Raw genomic sequence first — 16,841 nt, forward strand, 5'->3', positions numbered from 1 at the left:
TTTACTGAATTTAGCTATTTATTGGCATTTATAAATATACCTTCCATACTTTAAATACGTTGATTTGTTTTATACGTTCACGTAAGTGGAGTTCAAGTGGGAACTATTGGTCCTTTATTCCGTGCTTTATTGTTTACACTGCTTTTTTGTAGTGTTGAACTTTATGCTGAATCAAATAAAGCAATTGTCCTTCCCGTATCAGATTCTCAAAGTTTACCGGCGATGCTTTACAAAGAAGCATTAAAAGAAAAAAATTTAACAGAAATTTCTTCATTTACATTAGAGAGGGGCCGCGGGTATTGGTTACTCTTTGATGTAAACTCAACGGCACAATCCGAAAATCACATTCTTTATATTAAAAATGCGCTCGTTGATGAGATTAAATTTGAGTTACTAGATAGTGACTTTGAAACTATACAATTAAAAAAACATGAACATGGTGCATATTTCGATTCAATCATCCCACATTTAAGCATCAAAGCTAACTCAGGCATTGCTTGGGCGGCTGTCTATTTAAGTAATAACGCCACCGTTACAATTGAACCAACGCTGATACCTGAAGATGAGTTCTATAGTAGCGTTGAAGAACATGTAATTACGATAGCTGTTATCTCTGTGATTTTAGCCATTGGGCTTGCAATTAGTGCCGCATTTTACTTCTTATCTCGGCAAGTGAAATTTGTTTCTTTAATGGGCTACCTGATGTGCATGTTGGTGGGTTTTTTATCTAGGAAAGGCGTATTTTTATTATTTGGTGATCCACTTATTAGCCAATACTCAAATAGATTAAGCGCTTGGTTTAATTTATTAGCTATCTCGTTTGCATGCTTGTTTTTTATGCAATCACGATATGAAAATAAACAGGTAGTAATTGCTAAAACGCCACTTACATCTGTGCTGTTTATTCTTTGTAGTACCACGCTCGCAGCGAGTATATTGATTAATACTCTTTCGGTGTATTTTTTTGTGGTTGGCTATACGGTTTTAGTAATGCTGGTTGGGTATTTATTTTTGCAATGCAAAGAAATCAAGGCAAATTTTACGCATCTATCTATGGTTGCTTGGTGCAGCTTACTAATGCAATCTCTAGTTTTATTAAGTACGGTATTTACAGCACGGAGTTTGCACATTTTAAATGATGGATTGCTTGTGTTTAATACAGGTGTTTTCTTGGCTACATTGCTAATACAAGATAGATTAAGGGTATTGCAATACAACGAAAGTTTAACTCATGATGATGAAACGGGCTTACCTAATAAACAAAAGCTACTTGATTGTTTACAGCTCAAAGTAACTGATTCTGAAGCGCATTCACTTGTTTTGTTTCGTCCTGTCGTTTTGTTGGATGCCCGTGCAAATTTTGGCTATGAGTATGCTAATGTTCAAATTAAACGCACTATGGCAAATCTAGCTCAGCAATTAAGCTCTATGAATTCATTAAAAATAGAAGCTAATGAGCTGAAATGTCATTATATTTCACGCCTTGATGATAGTACCTACGCTTATGTTGTTAATGGTCAACTCGAATTAAGCCAAATTGAGCAGTTTGTATGCGTTACAACCGCTGTGTTTACTGAAGGGATAAGCCACAACAGCAGCCAGCTGGTCAATGGTGTTGATATCGGCGTTGCTAATTACCCAGTTCATGCCTCAAATGCATCACAATTAATTCAACGCAGCTTACAAGCTTTGAGTATTAAACCGCTGCATGGTGAGCGTTGGCATATGTTTGATGCTGAAAATTCAAACCTAGCACAATACCGTCTTGAAGTTGCATCTTATTTACAAGAAGCAATTGAGCATAATCAGCTTAGTTTATTTTTCCAACCACAAATCTGTTTAGATACAGGGCATATTCACGGTGCAGAGGCTCTTTTACGCTGGCACCATCCGATTTTAGGGCAAGTGCCGCCTGACGAGTTTATACCAATAGCGGAGTCTACGGGGATCATATTTGAACTGACAGAGTGGGTTGTTGAACAATCATTACTGTATCAAAAAGAAATTACAGCAATTTATCCCGAGCACATAATTTCAATTAATATTTCTGCAAAAGATTTATTACGAAAAGAATTACCCGTTCTATTTTTAACCTTGCTAAATGAGTATCAGCTCAAGGCGTCCAATGTAATGTTGGAACTAACAGAATCAGCCACATTGAGTGATGGGGTTAATATTAAAACAGCTTTAAATGACTATCGGTTGATTGGACTTAAGATTGCCATTGATGATTTTGGTACAGGTTATTCATCATTAGCTTACTTGAGCAAAATGGGGTTTGACGAAATTAAAATAGATAAACAATTTGTAATGAATTTAGAGTACTCAAAAAACGATCGCACAATTTGTCGTGCAACGTGTGATATAGCAAAAAGTTTAGGGTCTTTTGTTATAGGAGAAGGGATTGAAGACATACAGAGCTTACAAATATTGAAGAGTTATGGTTGCGAGATTGGTCAAGGTTATTATTTTTCAAGGCCACTGGGGTTTAAAGATTATTTAAATTGGTTAGAGCATAACTTGCAAACTACGATAGATACTGATGTTTATCACATGAACTAATTTAGGCGTATATACTGAGGCTACTCAAGATGCAGAATTGAGCGTTTCATAGGCACTTACTCTCATCATTGTTACTTCTTAAGAGGATGTAAACTGCTTTAAACACAATTAGTTGCAATCAATGCCTTGCTTTAATCGGTTATAATTGCAACAGCGCTCGCGCCTTGAGGTGGCTTGGGTATATGTAATTTAATTAGATAAAAGCACACCTAAATTATGGAAATAGTGCTCAAGCGCACCTCGACTACTCTGAATATGCTCATCATCAGGATAGATGAGTGTTGAGTGTTGCAAATCAGAGACTAAAAATGTGTTTTTAATGTGTTCGTGCTTGGCTATACAGGCCTCAAAACAGCGTGCAGCTAGTTCTTCCGGCATGCTCATGTAAAATTGACCATGTTGTTTATCTGCCAACATTGATTGCGCAACATAATGGTTAGCATGCTGCCCATCACTTTTTAAAAATACACTTTTATAAAAACTATCTAATGCAAGATTGAGAGGGTGATTGGTATTAATCGAATGCTCAAGCCATAATTTCGAAGCAAAAAAATAAGCGCTATGGCGTGGGAATAAGTGCCTTGAGATATGATGATCAAAGGCGTGAAACCATTCGTGCGCTAGCGCTCCGCCGCCAGCATTTTTTGCCAGAGCAAGTGTTTGAGTCGCGCTGTTGTAGTGAGCTTGCACATGTTGTTGGCCTCCATGTCCAAAAGCAAAGTTTAATTTTCCTCTAAGCCCCAGTGCAGTGGGAGGGAGTTGCAGTATTTGGGCAAGATCAGCCAATGCATCATAAATCAAATTAGCGCCTATGAAGCGTTCTTCTTTAGTCACCCATTTCCCTACCGTCATTGTTCTAAAACCAAATGTTTCTTTTATATCTGTAAAATCAACTTGATCATCAAAGCGGTAATTAGGACCTTGTCGGTAGAAACCTCGCTTTAATCGATTGGTGTAGGTCATGATTTGTTATATCGCGCTTTCACATGAGCAGGCATTAACTGTGTTTGCTTATGATTTAAAGCATCCAATACGGTGTATAGCGGGGTGGGATCTTGCTGTTCAACTAACATAAGGCTATAGGCAACGGCCTCAAGTGTAGACAAACTGTCAACTCTTGGTGCTTTACGTATATGGTAGCGATTAGTCGGAATACAGTTAAAGCTTACACTCACAAAATCATTTAATTTAGGAGTAAGTTGCATTATTTTAAACGCTTTTTTCCAGGTGCCATCAAGAACAATTAAATGAGTTAACTGTGTTTTAAGCTCATTGACTTTTTCATCTTTGGTATCTAATAAAATAGCATGTTCATTTGGGTACAGTAATGCGGTAGTTTTAGTCGGCAAGTCAGTTAAAAATTGAAAATCTTCTTGTGATTCACCATGTATTACAGTGCATTGACTGAGGCATAAGTTAAGTAATTTAGCTGTATTTTTTGTAACTTTAACTTCACTAGGGTGCTGCAAAATAATTATCTTCAGCTTATTGTTGACTGCCACTAAGTCATTACACAGACAAGTAAGCGGACTAAACTGACAATTAGGGCATAATGCACGAGACATATAATAATCTATTCTGTTTACAATGGATTTTAAAGCAATACTATTATACGCTTAATATAACTATTAAGTGGATTTTTTTCTTAAGAAAGTTAAAGTAAAAGTATGTATACCCAAACCAACAAGAAAACTGGGATTACCAAAAAGGATATAAAATGAACGATGTTGTTATTGATGAAAGTGCGCTAGAGAGTATGGAGTCTTTATTAGGAGAACAGTTTAGCGATACTTTAACATTTTGTTGTGCTGAGTTTGAACGTTTAGCCAGTGAGTTCTTTTCTGCATTTGGTAATGACTTAGAAGCATCTATTCGTCACGCACACAGTTTAAAATCAAATGCATCGCAGTTTGGTGCGACAAGCCTGTCAGAAGTAGCAAGAGAAATTGAACATAGCTTAAATAATAATGAGCATGACAAGGCCGAAGCCGCTTCACGACTGCTTAATGAACAAGTGTCTAAGACTCAACTAGAATTAACTGCTTGGTTGGCTGCAAGGTAATTTAAAGCTAACTAGTACGTGAATATATTTCAGTATTAAGGTTATTAAATACTCTAGTATTTTAACCCTTTACTAGGTTAATCTATCTTTTCACTAGTAGAGGTAGCAATGTCAGATATTAAAAAGAGTCACAAATTAGAGGGTGTCTGTTATGACATCCGAGGGCCTGTCTTAGTACAAGCCAAAAAAATGGAAGATGAAGGGCAAAAAGTTCTAAAATTAAATATTGGTAACCCTGCAGCATTTGGTTTTGATATGCCTGAAGATATGCACCGAGATATTATTCGTAATTTATATTCTGCCCAAGGCTATTGTGACTCAAAAGGCCTCTACTCAGCCCGAGTGGCAATATATCAACATTATCAACAACGTGGCTTGAGTAACCTAGATGTTGATAGCATCTACATTGGTAATGGGGTCAGTGAGCTTATTCAAATGACCACGCAAGCGCTGTTAAATAATGACGATGAAGTGCTAATTCCAGCTCCAGACTATCCACTGTGGACTGCATCAGTTAAGCTCGCGGGTGGTAATCCAGTTCACTATCTGTGTGACGAAGAACAAGATTGGTTTCCTGATATAGCTGACATACGCAGTAAAATAACGTCTAAAACGAAGGCATTAGTGCTTATAAACCCAAATAATCCTACCGGTGCCGTCTACAGCGATGATTTGTTGCAGCAACTTATCGATATTGCAAGAGAGCATAAGTTACTGCTGCTGAGTGACGAGATTTATGAAAAAATCTTGTACGATGATGTGACTCATAGCTCTATAGGTGCGTTGTGTGATGACGTTCCGATCATCACGTTTAATGGTTTAGCAAAAACGTATCGTGCTGCTGGGCTACGCATGGGCTGGATGGTCTTAAGTGGCCGAACAGATTTGCTTGATGATCTACAAAAAGGACTCGATATTTTAGCGTCAATGCGCTTGTGTGCTAATGTACCAGCGCAATATGCTATTCAGCAGGCATTGGGTGGTGTGCAATCAATAGATAACCTAATAAATCCAGGTGGTCGTTTGTACGAGCAGCGCGATATTGCGTGGCGCGGGTTAAATGCGATTGATGGTATCTCTTGCTCTAAACCAAAAGGTGCTTTATACGCATTCGCAAAAGTTGATACCGAGCGGTTTAATATTAAAAGTGATGAAAAAATGATTTTGGATTTGCTCAAAGCAGAAAAAATACTGCTTGTGCATGGCAGGGCATTTAATTGGCCAAACCCAGATCATTTTAGATTGGTCTTTTTGCCAAATAAAGACGATCTAACGACTGCAATGTCTAAAATGCAGCGGTTTTTTAATCATTACAGACAAATTTAATTGTGCATCTTTAAAAGCTGCGAGATGAATGTTAAATCATCTCGCAGCTATGTTTAAGCTTTTAGTAAGCTTTATCTACTCTTACAGAATTATCAGATAGGTATACTAGCCGCACTCGATCGCCTCTAGCAAATAACATGCGATTATCTTTATCTTGCACTACCATGAACTGCTTACCGCTTTCGACTTTTACCATCATTTCAACTAATTCATATTGGGTATAATAGCTACGCTTTTGTTGGTTGTGAGCAATGTTACCACCAATAACCGAACCCAAAATTGTCGCAGCAGTTCGCCCACTACCACCACCAAATTGATTACCAATGACTCCTCCTAATAAGGCTCCGCCAAAGGTTTTCCAGCCATTGGTTTGATCTTTAACCAGCTCTCGCTCTGTGATAGTGCGAACGGATTGTACTTTACCAAATAATACTTGTTGTACTGGCACTGCTTTGTTACGTTCATATGCACTTACAGCTTGGCTCGGTATTAACAGTAAGGCAAATAATAAGAAAATAAATTGCTTCATGTTATGCTCCCAGGCTGTTACCAGCCAAAGGTTGATTTTTCACGCGTTTTACGGATTTCGGTTTCATCAGCCCATTCCACAAGGCCACTTTTTAAATCCATTAACCGCATGGTAAATTTATAATATACATCGGCTTTATCAGCATTTGATTTAACAATACTTGATAGATTGCCATATAACATATATTGCGCTCCCACTTGCTGGCCAAAGGCTACTGCTGTTGCAGGGTTTACTAAGGCGTCTTCATTTTGGAATGTAAGTTGCTCACGGGCGGCTTCTACACGACTCATATCAACAAAGCGAAATTTACCACTGCGTAAAAGCTGAGTCGAAATTGAGTCAGTGATAGATTCGGTATCAATATGCTCACTGGTTTTATTTTTAATACGCTCCACGAAAACGATAGGGCGAGTATTGGCGGTCATAGTCCCAATCACTGGAGAACTAAGTAGAGAATCGGTCATTTGACTCGCTACTTTTTGAAGATCGGTAGAACCAAAATTGATATCTGTTGTTTCTACTGCTTGTGCGTCGCCATAGCTGACGACTGCTTTATTGGCGCAGCCGCTTAAAACTAGAGTACTCAGACCAACCAGAGCAAGCCCTGTGAGTTTGGTGAATGAAGTCGTTCTATTTAATGTATTCATTTATATTCCTTAATCTTCAAATTCTTGAGCTTTTGTTGAAACTTCTCTAACTGCTAATGAAAACGTGACTGCATCTGATGTAGGTGCAAGAGCGGGTAATTGAACATTAGCAAACCCAAACAAAGTAAGGGCTTGCCAAGGAGAATGGTTTCCTTTAATTACAAACCCATCTTTGTCAAACCATGTGAATTGGTATTGCAAATATTGTGATTTTTTATATTTACTAGAAAGCGTAACAACAATATCTGTAAGTTGGTTAGTTTGACGTGTCTTAACATCAGTTATGGCTAGTTTTTTTCCTAACTTATGGTTATTGACCTTTAACTGTTGCTGGTAGTTGGCGTGTTGTTCGACAGAAATACCCGATGTAACAGGCCTGTTAGAACAGGCTGCGAGTAAACATACCGATAATAGAGGTATCAAAATTTTCATAGCAGCTCCTAAAGTTGCACTACATGAGAGTTAAAGTAGTTATTAATTGAGGTTAAATAGATCAAAGTTAACCCCTGCTTACTAACCGTAAAATTTACACTTGGTTGGTTGCTTCCAATTTTTAGTGTGTGTTCACCCGGTGAGATATTTCGCCTTGCAATGCCTATTTGATTAGGTAAGGTAGACCAACTTCGGGTATCTGCTTGCTCTGACGCTAAGTTATAGATATTTGCTAAAATATTTCCTACGTCACCACCGCTTCGAGCTAGTTCAGCTCGTACCTTCTCTTTGGCAACCAATCTAAGAACTTGTCGTGTCATTCTTGCAGGGGCTTGTGATTCTAGCGTTTTTGCAGCTAGCGCCTCAATACGCACAAGCGGTTCGATAGGCATCGATTCGTCAGCTATATTTAGGTGGCTTATTGTCGGAGTATACGCAGCACCTTTATATACCGGTACAGCTAAGCTATAAAATCGAGCATCACCTCTAGAGGTGTATACAGGCAATTGCAAAACAAACTCATCTTTTTTCGGCACAAGTCCTTGCTCTATAAATACTATAACTTCGCCTGTTTCTTTTGGCTGCTCTAATTTTCCAAATCGTTTAACGTACTTTGCAAAGTCCTGCTCAAATCCTTGTTTTTTAGCTAAGCGCATAACATCTTTTTGCAAGTAAACATTATTTGGGTTTATTTCTAAGGCTTTTTTATAGTCAATGTAAGCATCATCAAACTGATTGTTACTTTGATAGAGCAATGCGGATAAGTAAAATGTATACGCATTTTGGTAGCCGTTTTTTACATTTTGTGTGATATCAGACATGTTCGGGTAATGTTTTTGCGCTTCTTTAATTGCAGAGTCAATGTCTTGTTCATTCTCATTTAATGCATCTAGCTGCACTTTGTTCGCGCGGCGTACTTCAACTAAAGCACTCTCTAGATCATTTTGATAAAGATAGTTAAGTGCTTTATAACTGTGCAGCATACTCATTTCATAAGGGGCAGGTATGTACGAAATAACAGAATCATTTGTTAGTAATGCATTGCTTTGTTCTAGGGAGCTTGACACTTTTATTTTTGCCGCTTGACGAACTTTTTGCATTCGTAAGTAAATCGTTTCGTAGTTAGTTTGCGCGTGTGTATTTTGATTATTTAAATCGTTAAGGCGTGCATTTTCTAACTGGTTTAATAAATAATTGCTATGAGATAGGCCATTATTAGGCATAAGCTGTTGTGCTTGGTTAACGTTATTTGCTTTTATTGCCTGGCGCACAGGCGTAACTTGCGTTGCGTAATCTGTAAATAAGTCAGTAAGACCTATTGTACTGCACCCACTTAATACACTCAGGAATAAAGTTAAACATAATAGTACACTGCGACGCACTTGTTGCTCCTCAATCAATTAACTACACATTAGCATAAACTCATTAACCTACGATGATAAACAATGTAAAAAATCGTACAAACGAGGATTATGAAATTTATATTTGTCTATAGAGGTCTTATTAAAACTGTGAGGGTTTTTAGAGTATTCTAAAAATACAGTTATAGTAATTTGTCGTCACGATTTTTTGAGCCAACACTCTTATTATGGGAAATAAATTGAAAGTAACGTTCTACACACTCTTCGCACTGGTTGCATTTGCTGCTAATTCTTTACTGTGCCGTTTAGCACTTGCCAATGGACATATAGATGCGTGGAATTTTACTGGCTTACGCTTGCTAAGTGGTGCAATGTGCTTAGGTATTATTTTATTTGTTACGACTAATAAAAAAGTTACCCCAAATAAAGGGGCGCACGACGAACGAGGGAGCTGGCGTAGTAGTTTAAGTTTGGTCGTTTATGCGCTTTGTTTTTCAATTGCATATATCGAGCTTGATACAGGGACTGGTGCACTAATCCTATTCTCTGCTGTGCAGCTGACAATGATCAGTTGGGGGGTATTTTCAAAAGAGCGGCTGTCAAACGCGCAATGGTTGGCATTTCTTGTTGCTTTAGTTGGTTTTGTATATTTAATGATGCCTTCGGCAAAAACACCTTCTTTGATACCGGGTTTATTAATGATGGTTAGTGGTATTGCGTGGGGAGTATATAGTATTCGCGGTAAAGCATGCAGAGCGCCACTTAAAGCGACGGCTTATAACTTTGTAAGAAGCCTATTTATTGTTCCCTTGATTCTTCTTATTGGCTTTAGTGCATTATCAAGCAGCAGTTGGGAGGGAGTTCTATTGGCAGTACTCTCTGGCAGTGTAGCATCGGGACTGGGCTACAGCCTGTGGTATGTTGCGTTACCATTTTTAAAAAGCAGTCAAGCCGCTGTTGTTCAATTGTTAGTGCCAATTATTGCTGCTGTTGCCGGTGTCGTCTTTTTAAATGAAAATGTTACATTGCATTTTATAATTGCAAGCGCCGTAATTCTTGGCGCTGTACTGGTTTTTTTGAAGGCTAAATCGGTACCGGCGCAACATTAGTCACATAGCGACTAAATAGACTCGGTAAATGTTCTACTATAGCGTCTTTACCCAATAAATCGCTGCAGCTTATTTTGTTTTTAATCGCCTCTAAGGTAACTTGATCACACATAACTTGTGATTGCTTAATGTGGCTAATGTGCCAAGGCTCTGGAGATACTCCACCTAGATCATGTTGATAAGGACGATAAAAACCGTATTTAGTTAAGTTATTATCAAGCCACGTTGTCAGTCGAGCAAATGGACCTGTGTGGCAGTACTCGCCTGGGCTTAGTTGCAGTTCGTAATCTGCTGCTATAGCGGCTTCATCATATATGTCGAGGTCAGTTCCTAAGTGATGGCGACTGGCACCAGGCAGGGCACTGTAAAGTAAAATGGCGTGGCATTTATCAATGTCGGTTAATGTCGATAAATCAACTGCGACCTGTTGCTTATTATAAACAGGCCGTTGTCCAGAAAATTTCGCATTCCAAATAGCGCTTTGCCTATTAAAATCTCTAAAGCTTGATGCAATTGCCAACGAGAGCCCTGCTTTTTCAGCGGCCTGTTGTAATGATTTAAAATCATCAGCAATTTGTGCATGCACACGATGAGGACCAATATTAACGAGGTGATCATCACTGCTTCCAGTTGCACATGCAGCTAACTGTGAGGGAGTAAGAGGCATTTTTATCATGTTAGGAGCTGCTCTAAAATTTGCTCGTAAACCTCACTTAATTCAATAAGGTCATCGGTACTGACACACTCATTTACTTTATGAATAGTCTCATTGCGCGGGCCAAGCTCTATTACTTTAGCGCCTGTTTGAGCAATAAAACGTCCATCTGATGTGCCACCTGATGTTTCAAGCACAGTATCGCGGCCTGTGACGTTTTTAATTGCAGCTGTGGTGGCTTCAATTAAAGGGCCACCTTCAGTGATAAAGGGTTGTCCATTCACAATCCACTTTAACTCGTAATCAAAATCGTGTTGTTGCAGTATTTTATTTACTTGCTTTTGTAACTGTTGATGTGTGACTTCGGTACTAAAACGGAAATTAAACTGAATTTCAAGCTCACCTGGAATCACATTACCGGCACCAGTTCCACCGTTAATATTTGAGACTTGAAAGCTAGTTGCAGGGAAGAACTCGTTACCCGTATCCCATTGCGTTTGGCTCAATTGCGACAGTGCAGGGGCGGCTAGGTGAATTGGGTTCTTAGCCAAGTGCGGGTAGGCAACGTGGCCTTGTATTCCTTTTACTGTTAAAAAGCCGGTTAATGAACCGCGGCGTCCATTTTTAACTACATCGCCAAGTGCATCTCTAGATGAGGGCTCGCCCACAAGACACATATCAATCTTCTCGTTGCGTTCTTCTAATGTATCAATAACACGAGTTGTGCCATTAATGAATGGGCCTTCTTCGTCAGATGTTATAAGAAAAGAGATAGAGCCTTTGTGATCAGGATGCTTTGTAACAAAACGCTCAGTTGCAACAATCATAGCGGCTAAAGAGCCTTTCATATCTGCAGCACCGCGACCGTGCAACATCCCCTCTTCAATCAGGCCTGAAAACGGAGGATGTTGCCAGTTTTCTTCTGGACCAGTTGGCACGACATCAGTATGACCTGCAAAACAAAAATGTGGGGAAGTAGTGCCTTTTCGAGCCCAAGTATTCAGCGTGTCTGTAAAAAACATTGACTCGATGTTAAAGCCGATGGCTTCGAGGCGTTTATTCATCATTGCCTGACAATCAGCATCCTCAGGGGTGACTGAACGACGTTGTATTAATGCTTGTGCTAATTCAATAACAGGGTTCTTCATGCTGCAAAAATCTCATCATATTGTTGGGCTTTAAAGCCTAAATAATAAGAGCCTGCATGTATTAGCACAGGGCGTTTGATCATCGCAGGGTGCTCTACTAATAAATCAAGTGCTTTATCTTTATCGAGTGTTTGCTTTTGCTCATCAGATAGTTGACGATATGTCGTGCCTCGTTTATTAAGAAGGTCTTGCCAGTCAATGTGTTGTGAAAATGTGGTAACCATTTCTTTCGAAATGCCGTCTTTACGATAATCATGAAATGAAAATTCGATATTCTTATCAGTTAAATATTTTTTAGCTTTTTTAATTGTGTCGCAATTGCTAATGCCGTAAAGGGTCGTCATATTATTTCTTCTTGGTTAACGTTAATAAAGTGTCTATCCCCGCGCTAACGTGGGACAAAGAGTAATGTATGGGCGTTAGTTGGTGCCCATTTAATAAAGTAAGGGTTGCTAATAGCGGCGTGTTGAGATTGCGTAAATCAAAATAGGCAAGCCGTTGTCCTTTAACAATTTTACTTCCATTTAACTGGGCTATGTGCGTATGTAGCATATCGACTTGTTGATCAATATTTAAGTTAATCAGTATTTTTAAGCCGTTTTTTGCTTGCAGTATAAACTCAGTACCTGCATTTTTTACTTGAATTAAAATACCATCGAAAGGTGCTAACACTTTGTGACTCGTTAATTCTACGATGATGCCAGGACCCAATGTGCCAAATTTGAAAAAGGGTTCAGGATGATCACTCAGTGGTCTCACTTTACCTGTAAAGGGGCTGGTAATGTGTAAACAAGCGCGATCAGTTTGTGCTTGAGGTGAAAAGGAAATATCAATATGTTTCATTATTAGGTAGGCTCTTCGAGCACAGTGTATCCATCTTTTTTCAATGTTTTAATAGCGTCGCTGATACGCTGCTTTTTGACTAATATATAATCAGTGTCGTAGGTAGATAATGCAAAAATTGAAATGCTGGCATTCGCTAATACCCCCGATATGTTTGCCATAATACCGGTGAGTGAAAAACCTAAGGGGCCGACAACTTCCAAAGCGAGCCAATTATGTTCTGCATCCAAACTATTGATAATAAAACTACTTGGGCAAACAATAGACAATTCATCATGGGTTTTAGAGATGAAAAAAATTTTTTCTTTAAACAAATCGCTTGGAATAGGGCTATCAACATCAAGGCTATGTATAGTAAATACGGTACTATGGAGTTGTAATGTTTGCTTTGACATTATAGACCCTTATTAAATTTGAACTTTATTTACTGAATAGTATAGCTAAAAAGCATTGAATAAAAGTGTAATCTTGTCCACAGTTTCTGTGGATAACAATGGGGTTAGTTAGGTATAACCTCTGTAAGTTGTTAAATTATCAGTTTTTGTACCCAAGCCACCTTAATATGAAGAATTCAGCGTTTCACAGGGGGCTTAATATCAAGGCGTTATTTTGCAAGCATGCCTATCTCTTTAAGAAGTAACAACGATTTAAGTGTAAAGTAAGCGAGAGGCTTACTTTACACATCTACTAACTACTAAAGGTTAGCAACTTGCTCGGCTTGGATTGCTGTTAATGCAATGGTGTAGACGATATCATCCACTAATGCCCCTCGGCTTAAATCATTAACAGGCTTGCGCATACCTTGTAACATGGGACCTATACTAATTAAATCAGCACTTCGCTGAACGGCTTTGTAAGTTGTGTTACCAGTATTTAAATCCGGGAAAATAAACACCGTAGCTTTCCCTGCAACAGGGCTGTTAGGTGCTTTTTTCAGTGCTACATTTTCCATAATAGCCGCATCGTATTGGAGTGGGCCATCAATAATAAGATCTGGACGTTTTTGTTGCGCTAACTGGGTTGCTTCACGCACTTTTTCAACATCAGCTCCAGTGCCTGAAGTGCCTGTACTGTAACTTATCATTGCCACACGCGGTTCAATACCAAATGCTGCTGCAGAGTCTGCTGATTGAATAGCAATATCCGCGAGTTGCTCTGCTGAAGGGTCTGGGTTAATAGCACAATCGCCGTACACAAGTACTTGATCTGGTAACAGCATGAAAAATACAGACGACACTAATGAAGAGCCCGGTGCTGTTTTAATTAGTTGTAGTGGTGGCCTTATGGTATTTGCCGTGGTATTTACAGCACCAGAAACTAACCCATCAACAACACCTTGTTCGAGCATCATAGTACCAAGTACGACGTTGTCTTGAAGCTGCTCTAGCGCAACAACCTCAGTTAACCCTTTGGTTTTTCTAATTTCAACCATGGGAGCAACATAGTCTTGAAGTACCTGTTGTGGTTCAACAATCGTTACGTTTTCATTTAGTTCAACACCTTGTTGCACTGCGATACGGAGTATTTCTTCTCTATCACCTAAAAGCACTGTTTTAGCGATACCACGCATGCCGCAAATAGCCGCTGCTTTAATGGTGCGGGGTTCATTACCTTCAGGTAAAACAACTGTTTTATTAGCGTGGCGGGCTTTGTCTGTGAGTAAATACCTAAAAGCAGGAGGAGACATTTTACGTGTTTTCCCCACACTCTTTGCCAGCGTATCTAACCAATCAGAGTCAATGAAGCTAGCATTATGATATTTCACTTTATCAATGCGTTGAATGTCATCACAGGGAACTTCCATATTGAAGTTATGCAGTAACAAAGAGGTGCGCCAGGTATCGGCTCCAGTGCACAAAATTGGCAAGCCTGTTGCCATTGCCTGTTCACATAAAGTCATTATTCGTGGTTCTGGTTTAAATCCGCCTGTTAGTAAAATAGCACCAATTTTTGTGCCGTTCATTGCTGATAAACAAGCAGCAACAAGCACATCAGAACGATCACCCGGTGTGACAAGTAGTGCACCTGGAGTGAAGTGGTTAAGTATATTAGATACTGTGCGTGCACAAAAAGTAACGCGGCGTAGTCGCCTATGGACCATGTCACCTTCGTTCAATACCTCTGCTTTTAGATACGCACTTAAATCTTTTACCCTAGGTGCAACTAACTCAAAATCCCACGGTATTGAGCCTAGTAACATAAACGGGTGTTTTCTAAACAATGGTAATGACGCTAAACGGTTTACTTCGTTCTCTAAAGCATCTGGGTTATGGGAGTCAACTAAATCTGCGCGAGCTCGTCCTTCTTCATCAAGTGGGGCGTTCACCTTGTTAAATATACAGCCTAAAACACGTGCATGACCAACACCACCATAATAACCTGCGGCTATTTCTAGTTTATCTTCAATTTGGTCGTTGCTGTCATTCCCAGGGGTAAGGATAAAGACTATTTCTGCCCCTAAGGTTTGTGCAATCTCACGATTAACTCGCCCAGCATAAGGTTGACGACGGGTTGGTACCATACCTTCAATGATGGCTACTTCATCATTACTTATGGTGCTTTCAAACCGCTCAACAATTTCTTCTAGCAGGTCATCACCTTTACCATCACCAATCATTTGCTCTGCATAATCAAGTGCAAATGGGGTAGGCGGGTTGATCGGGGAGCCTTGAGTCACAATTTGTGTTGATTTTTCAGGACCTGTTTCTCCTGAGCGAGGTTGAGCAATAGGTTTAAAAAAATTAACTTTTACTGCTTTTTGCTCAAGCGCACGGACTAATCCTACAGACACAGATGTTAAACCAACACCTGTTGAGATAGGTACTAACATTATTCTACGTGCCATACTATTGCTCCTGTGCGATGTTTGCAGCATCTTGGGCTATTACCCACTCTTCATTAGTAGGCATAACAACGGCTGTTGTATTTGCATGTTCAGAACTGATAATACCTTGAGTGCCAAAACGGGCGTCTAAGTTTGCTTGTGTATCGCAATCAAGACCTAAAAAGGTGAGCTGTTTAATCACTTTACTGCGGATTAAATCTGAGTTCTCACCAATTCCTCCAGTAAAAATTAGTGCGTCTAGTCTTTGTATAGGCACCATAAATGAGGCTATTTGCTTAGCAAGTCGATAACAAAACATGTCCAGTGCAAGGATCGCTCTTTCATTCCCAGCAAGAGCTGCTTCTTCAATCGTGCGGCAATCGTTGGATAGCTCACTAATGCCCAGTAATCCACTTTCTTTATTGAGCAAATCATCTATTCTCGTAGCTGAGTAATCTAATTGTGATGTTAAAAAATTAAATAGGCCTGGGTCAATATCACCACTGCGAGTCCCCATCATTAAACCTTCCAGCGGAGTTAAGCCCATGCTGGTATCAACACTTTTCCCATTTTTTATTGCGCATACTGAACAGCCATTACCCAAGTGTGCACTAATGAAATTACTATGCTCCAGCGGCTTTTTCAATAATTTGGCTGTTTGACTTGCCACATAGTAATGACTAGTGCCATGAAAGCCATAACGTCTAACACCGTAATTGGTATACAGCTTGTAAGGCAGGGCATATAAATAGGCTACTTGCTCCATCGTTTGATGGTACGCAGTATCAAATACGGCTATTTGTGGCAGCCCTGTAAACGATGCCTGCGCAGCAGCGATACCTAATAAATTAGCGTGGCCATGCAATGGGGCCAAGGTAGCCGCCTTAGTAATACCTTCAATAACAGACTCATCAATAAGCACTGACTTGGTAAAATGTTCTCCACCGTGTACAACGCGGTGTCCAACAGCAATCAGGTTATCTGCTAGGCTGTGATCTTTTATAAGTTTAACTAGCGTATCTATGGCATGAGCGTGGGCTTGGCCTTTTGCCAGTTCAACCACGTTTTTCTTGCCTTGATACTTATATTTTATGGAGGGAGTATCAGAACCTAAACGTTCGGCGAGGCCTGAAATCACTTCGTTTGAAGAGTGTGCATCTATAATTGCAAATTTAAGGCTTGAGCTGCCACAATTAAGCACGAGTACATGGTGGAGAGAATTGGATTGCAATGGCATAAATAGGTCTCATTTTGGCTATAACAGTAAGTGTGCATTAATCTAGCGCAGGTTATAAATACAACAGCGCATACCAAATGACTAAAGATAAATAGTAATTTGCCGA

At 39.5% G+C, this 16,841-nt stretch carries 17 protein-coding genes; 4 read left to right on the forward strand and 13 right to left on the reverse strand.

The genetic code is table 11. The features are described from left to right. Positions 1 to 96: 96 nt before the first annotated feature. The gene (locus tag C7Y70_RS12745) at positions 97 to 2,562 is read left to right on the forward strand and encodes an EAL domain-containing protein (RefSeq protein WP_135475188.1); all 2,466 of its coding nucleotides are present in this window, start codon (positions 97 to 99) and stop codon (positions 2,560 to 2,562) included. A 189-nt stretch (positions 2,563 to 2,751) separates the two neighbouring features. Here C7Y70_RS12745 and C7Y70_RS12750 read toward each other — a convergent pair whose 3' ends face one another. Together C7Y70_RS12750 and C7Y70_RS12755 are read right to left on the reverse strand one after the other, a co-directional pair. Beyond that, a complete protein-coding gene (locus C7Y70_RS12750) occupies positions 2,752 to 3,528 on the reverse strand; it encodes a CLCA_X family protein (RefSeq protein WP_135475189.1) in 777 nt (258 codons plus the stop codon). Then, positions 3,522 to 4,127: a tRNA-uridine aminocarboxypropyltransferase gene (locus tag C7Y70_RS12755; RefSeq protein ID WP_135475190.1), complete on the reverse strand. Its 606-nt coding sequence runs from the start codon at positions 4,125 to 4,127 to the stop codon at positions 3,522 to 3,524. Before C7Y70_RS12755 ends, C7Y70_RS12750 begins: the two co-directional genes overlap by 7 nt. A gap of 152 nt (positions 4,128 to 4,279) precedes the next feature. Between C7Y70_RS12755 and C7Y70_RS12760 the strand changes: the two genes are divergently transcribed. Both C7Y70_RS12760 and C7Y70_RS12765 read left to right on the forward strand, forming a co-directional pair. Next, positions 4,280 to 4,624 carry an Hpt domain-containing protein gene (locus C7Y70_RS12760; protein WP_099295647.1) on the forward strand — a complete coding sequence of 115 codons (345 nt, stop codon included), beginning with the start codon at positions 4,280 to 4,282 and terminating at the stop codon, positions 4,622 to 4,624. Between the two features lie 108 nt (positions 4,625 to 4,732). Next, positions 4,733 to 5,950: a pyridoxal phosphate-dependent aminotransferase gene (locus tag C7Y70_RS12765; RefSeq protein ID WP_135475191.1), complete on the forward strand. Its 1,218-nt coding sequence runs from the start codon at positions 4,733 to 4,735 to the stop codon at positions 5,948 to 5,950. Positions 5,951 to 6,011: 61 nt separating this feature from the next. Here the strand turns inward: C7Y70_RS12765 and C7Y70_RS12770 are convergent, their stop codons facing one another. Genes C7Y70_RS12770 through C7Y70_RS12785 form a run of 4 tightly spaced genes read right to left on the reverse strand, consistent with a single transcriptional unit; the run spans position 6,012 to position 8,940 of the window. Further along, a complete protein-coding gene (locus C7Y70_RS12770; protein ID WP_135475192.1) occupies positions 6,012 to 6,479 on the reverse strand; it encodes a glycine zipper 2TM domain-containing protein in 468 nt (155 codons plus the stop codon). Between the two features lie 17 nt (positions 6,480 to 6,496). Further along, a complete protein-coding gene (gene lpoB / locus C7Y70_RS12775; RefSeq protein WP_135475193.1) occupies positions 6,497 to 7,126 on the reverse strand; it encodes a penicillin-binding protein activator LpoB in 630 nt (209 codons plus the stop codon). A 9-nt stretch (positions 7,127 to 7,135) separates the two neighbouring features. Next, complete coding sequence (locus C7Y70_RS12780) at positions 7,136 to 7,558, reverse strand: YcfL family protein (protein ID WP_135475194.1); 423 nt, start codon at positions 7,556 to 7,558, stop codon at positions 7,136 to 7,138. An 8-nt stretch (positions 7,559 to 7,566) separates the two neighbouring features. Then, entirely contained in the window at positions 7,567 to 8,940 is a 1,374-nt protein-coding gene (locus tag C7Y70_RS12785; RefSeq protein ID WP_135475195.1) for an adenine DNA methylase, read from the reverse strand. A 218-nt stretch (positions 8,941 to 9,158) separates the two neighbouring features. Between C7Y70_RS12785 and C7Y70_RS12790 the strand changes: the two genes are divergently transcribed. After that, positions 9,159 to 10,028 carry a DMT family transporter gene (locus tag C7Y70_RS12790; RefSeq protein WP_135475196.1) on the forward strand — a complete coding sequence of 290 codons (870 nt, stop codon included), beginning with the start codon at positions 9,159 to 9,161 and terminating at the stop codon, positions 10,026 to 10,028. Here C7Y70_RS12790 and C7Y70_RS12795 read toward each other — a convergent pair. From C7Y70_RS12795 to C7Y70_RS12825, 7 genes are all read right to left on the reverse strand, one after another. Continuing rightward, on the reverse strand, positions 10,003 to 10,695 hold the full coding sequence (locus tag C7Y70_RS12795; RefSeq protein ID WP_135475340.1) for a M15 family metallopeptidase: 693 nt from the start codon (positions 10,693 to 10,695) through the stop codon (positions 10,003 to 10,005). The genes C7Y70_RS12790 and C7Y70_RS12795 overlap by 26 nt on opposite strands. Before the next feature lie 5 nt (positions 10,696 to 10,700). Further along, on the reverse strand, positions 10,701 to 11,831 hold the full coding sequence (dapE, locus tag C7Y70_RS12800; protein WP_135475197.1) for a succinyl-diaminopimelate desuccinylase: 1,131 nt from the start codon (positions 11,829 to 11,831) through the stop codon (positions 10,701 to 10,703). Continuing rightward, a complete protein-coding gene (locus tag C7Y70_RS12805; RefSeq protein WP_135475198.1) occupies positions 11,828 to 12,175 on the reverse strand; it encodes an ArsC family reductase in 348 nt (115 codons plus the stop codon). The genes dapE and C7Y70_RS12805 overlap by 4 nt, the downstream gene beginning before the upstream one ends. 1 nt (position 12,176) lies before the next feature. Next, positions 12,177 to 12,674: a PTS glucose transporter subunit IIA gene (locus tag C7Y70_RS12810; RefSeq protein WP_135475199.1), complete on the reverse strand. Its 498-nt coding sequence runs from the start codon at positions 12,672 to 12,674 to the stop codon at positions 12,177 to 12,179. Positions 12,675 to 12,676: 2 nt separating this feature from the next. After that, positions 12,677 to 13,069, reverse strand: a complete 393-nt coding sequence (locus C7Y70_RS12815; RefSeq protein ID WP_099295637.1) for an ACT domain-containing protein — start codon at positions 13,067 to 13,069, stop codon at positions 12,677 to 12,679. Between the two features lie 299 nt (positions 13,070 to 13,368). After that, a complete protein-coding gene (gene pta / locus C7Y70_RS12820) occupies positions 13,369 to 15,519 on the reverse strand; it encodes a phosphate acetyltransferase (RefSeq protein WP_135475200.1) in 2,151 nt (716 codons plus the stop codon). Position 15,520: 1 nt separating this feature from the next. Next, positions 15,521 to 16,735: an acetate kinase gene (locus C7Y70_RS12825; RefSeq protein WP_135475201.1), complete on the reverse strand. Its 1,215-nt coding sequence runs from the start codon at positions 16,733 to 16,735 to the stop codon at positions 15,521 to 15,523. Between the last annotated feature and the right edge of the window lie 106 nt (positions 16,736 to 16,841).

This window comes from Pseudoalteromonas sp. KS88 (assembly GCF_004766475.1).
Lineage (GTDB): Bacteria > Pseudomonadota > Gammaproteobacteria > Enterobacterales > Alteromonadaceae > Pseudoalteromonas.

Excerpts from the sequence above, each read along its gene's own strand:
- C7Y70_RS12755 (WP_135475190.1), bottom strand. The coding sequence starts at position 4,127 with ATGTCTCGTGCATTATGCCCTAATTGTCAGTTTAGTCCGCTTACTTGT.
- C7Y70_RS12760 (WP_099295647.1), top strand. The coding sequence starts at position 4,280 with ATGAACGATGTTGTTATTGATGAAAGTGCGCTAGAGAGTATGGAGTCT.
- C7Y70_RS12765 (WP_135475191.1), top strand. The coding sequence starts at position 4,733 with ATGTCAGATATTAAAAAGAGTCACAAATTAGAGGGTGTCTGTTATGAC.
- C7Y70_RS12770 (WP_135475192.1), bottom strand. The coding sequence starts at position 6,479 with ATGAAGCAATTTATTTTCTTATTATTTGCCTTACTGTTAATACCGAGC.
- lpoB (WP_135475193.1), bottom strand. The coding sequence starts at position 7,126 with ATGAATACATTAAATAGAACGACTTCATTCACCAAACTCACAGGGCTT.
- C7Y70_RS12780 (WP_135475194.1), bottom strand. The coding sequence starts at position 7,558 with ATGAAAATTTTGATACCTCTATTATCGGTATGTTTACTCGCAGCCTGT.
- C7Y70_RS12795 (WP_135475340.1), bottom strand. The coding sequence starts at position 10,695 with ATGCCTCTTACTCCCTCACAGTTAGCTGCATGTGCAACTGGAAGCAGT.
- dapE (WP_135475197.1), bottom strand. The coding sequence starts at position 11,831 with ATGAAGAACCCTGTTATTGAATTAGCACAAGCATTAATACAACGTCGT.
- C7Y70_RS12805 (WP_135475198.1), bottom strand. The coding sequence starts at position 12,175 with ATGACGACCCTTTACGGCATTAGCAATTGCGACACAATTAAAAAAGCT.
- C7Y70_RS12810 (WP_135475199.1), bottom strand. The coding sequence starts at position 12,674 with ATGAAACATATTGATATTTCCTTTTCACCTCAAGCACAAACTGATCGC.
- C7Y70_RS12815 (WP_099295637.1), bottom strand. The coding sequence starts at position 13,069 with ATGTCAAAGCAAACATTACAACTCCATAGTACCGTATTTACTATACAT.
- pta (WP_135475200.1), bottom strand. The coding sequence starts at position 15,519 with ATGGCACGTAGAATAATGTTAGTACCTATCTCAACAGGTGTTGGTTTA.
- C7Y70_RS12825 (WP_135475201.1), bottom strand. The coding sequence starts at position 16,735 with ATGCCATTGCAATCCAATTCTCTCCACCATGTACTCGTGCTTAATTGT.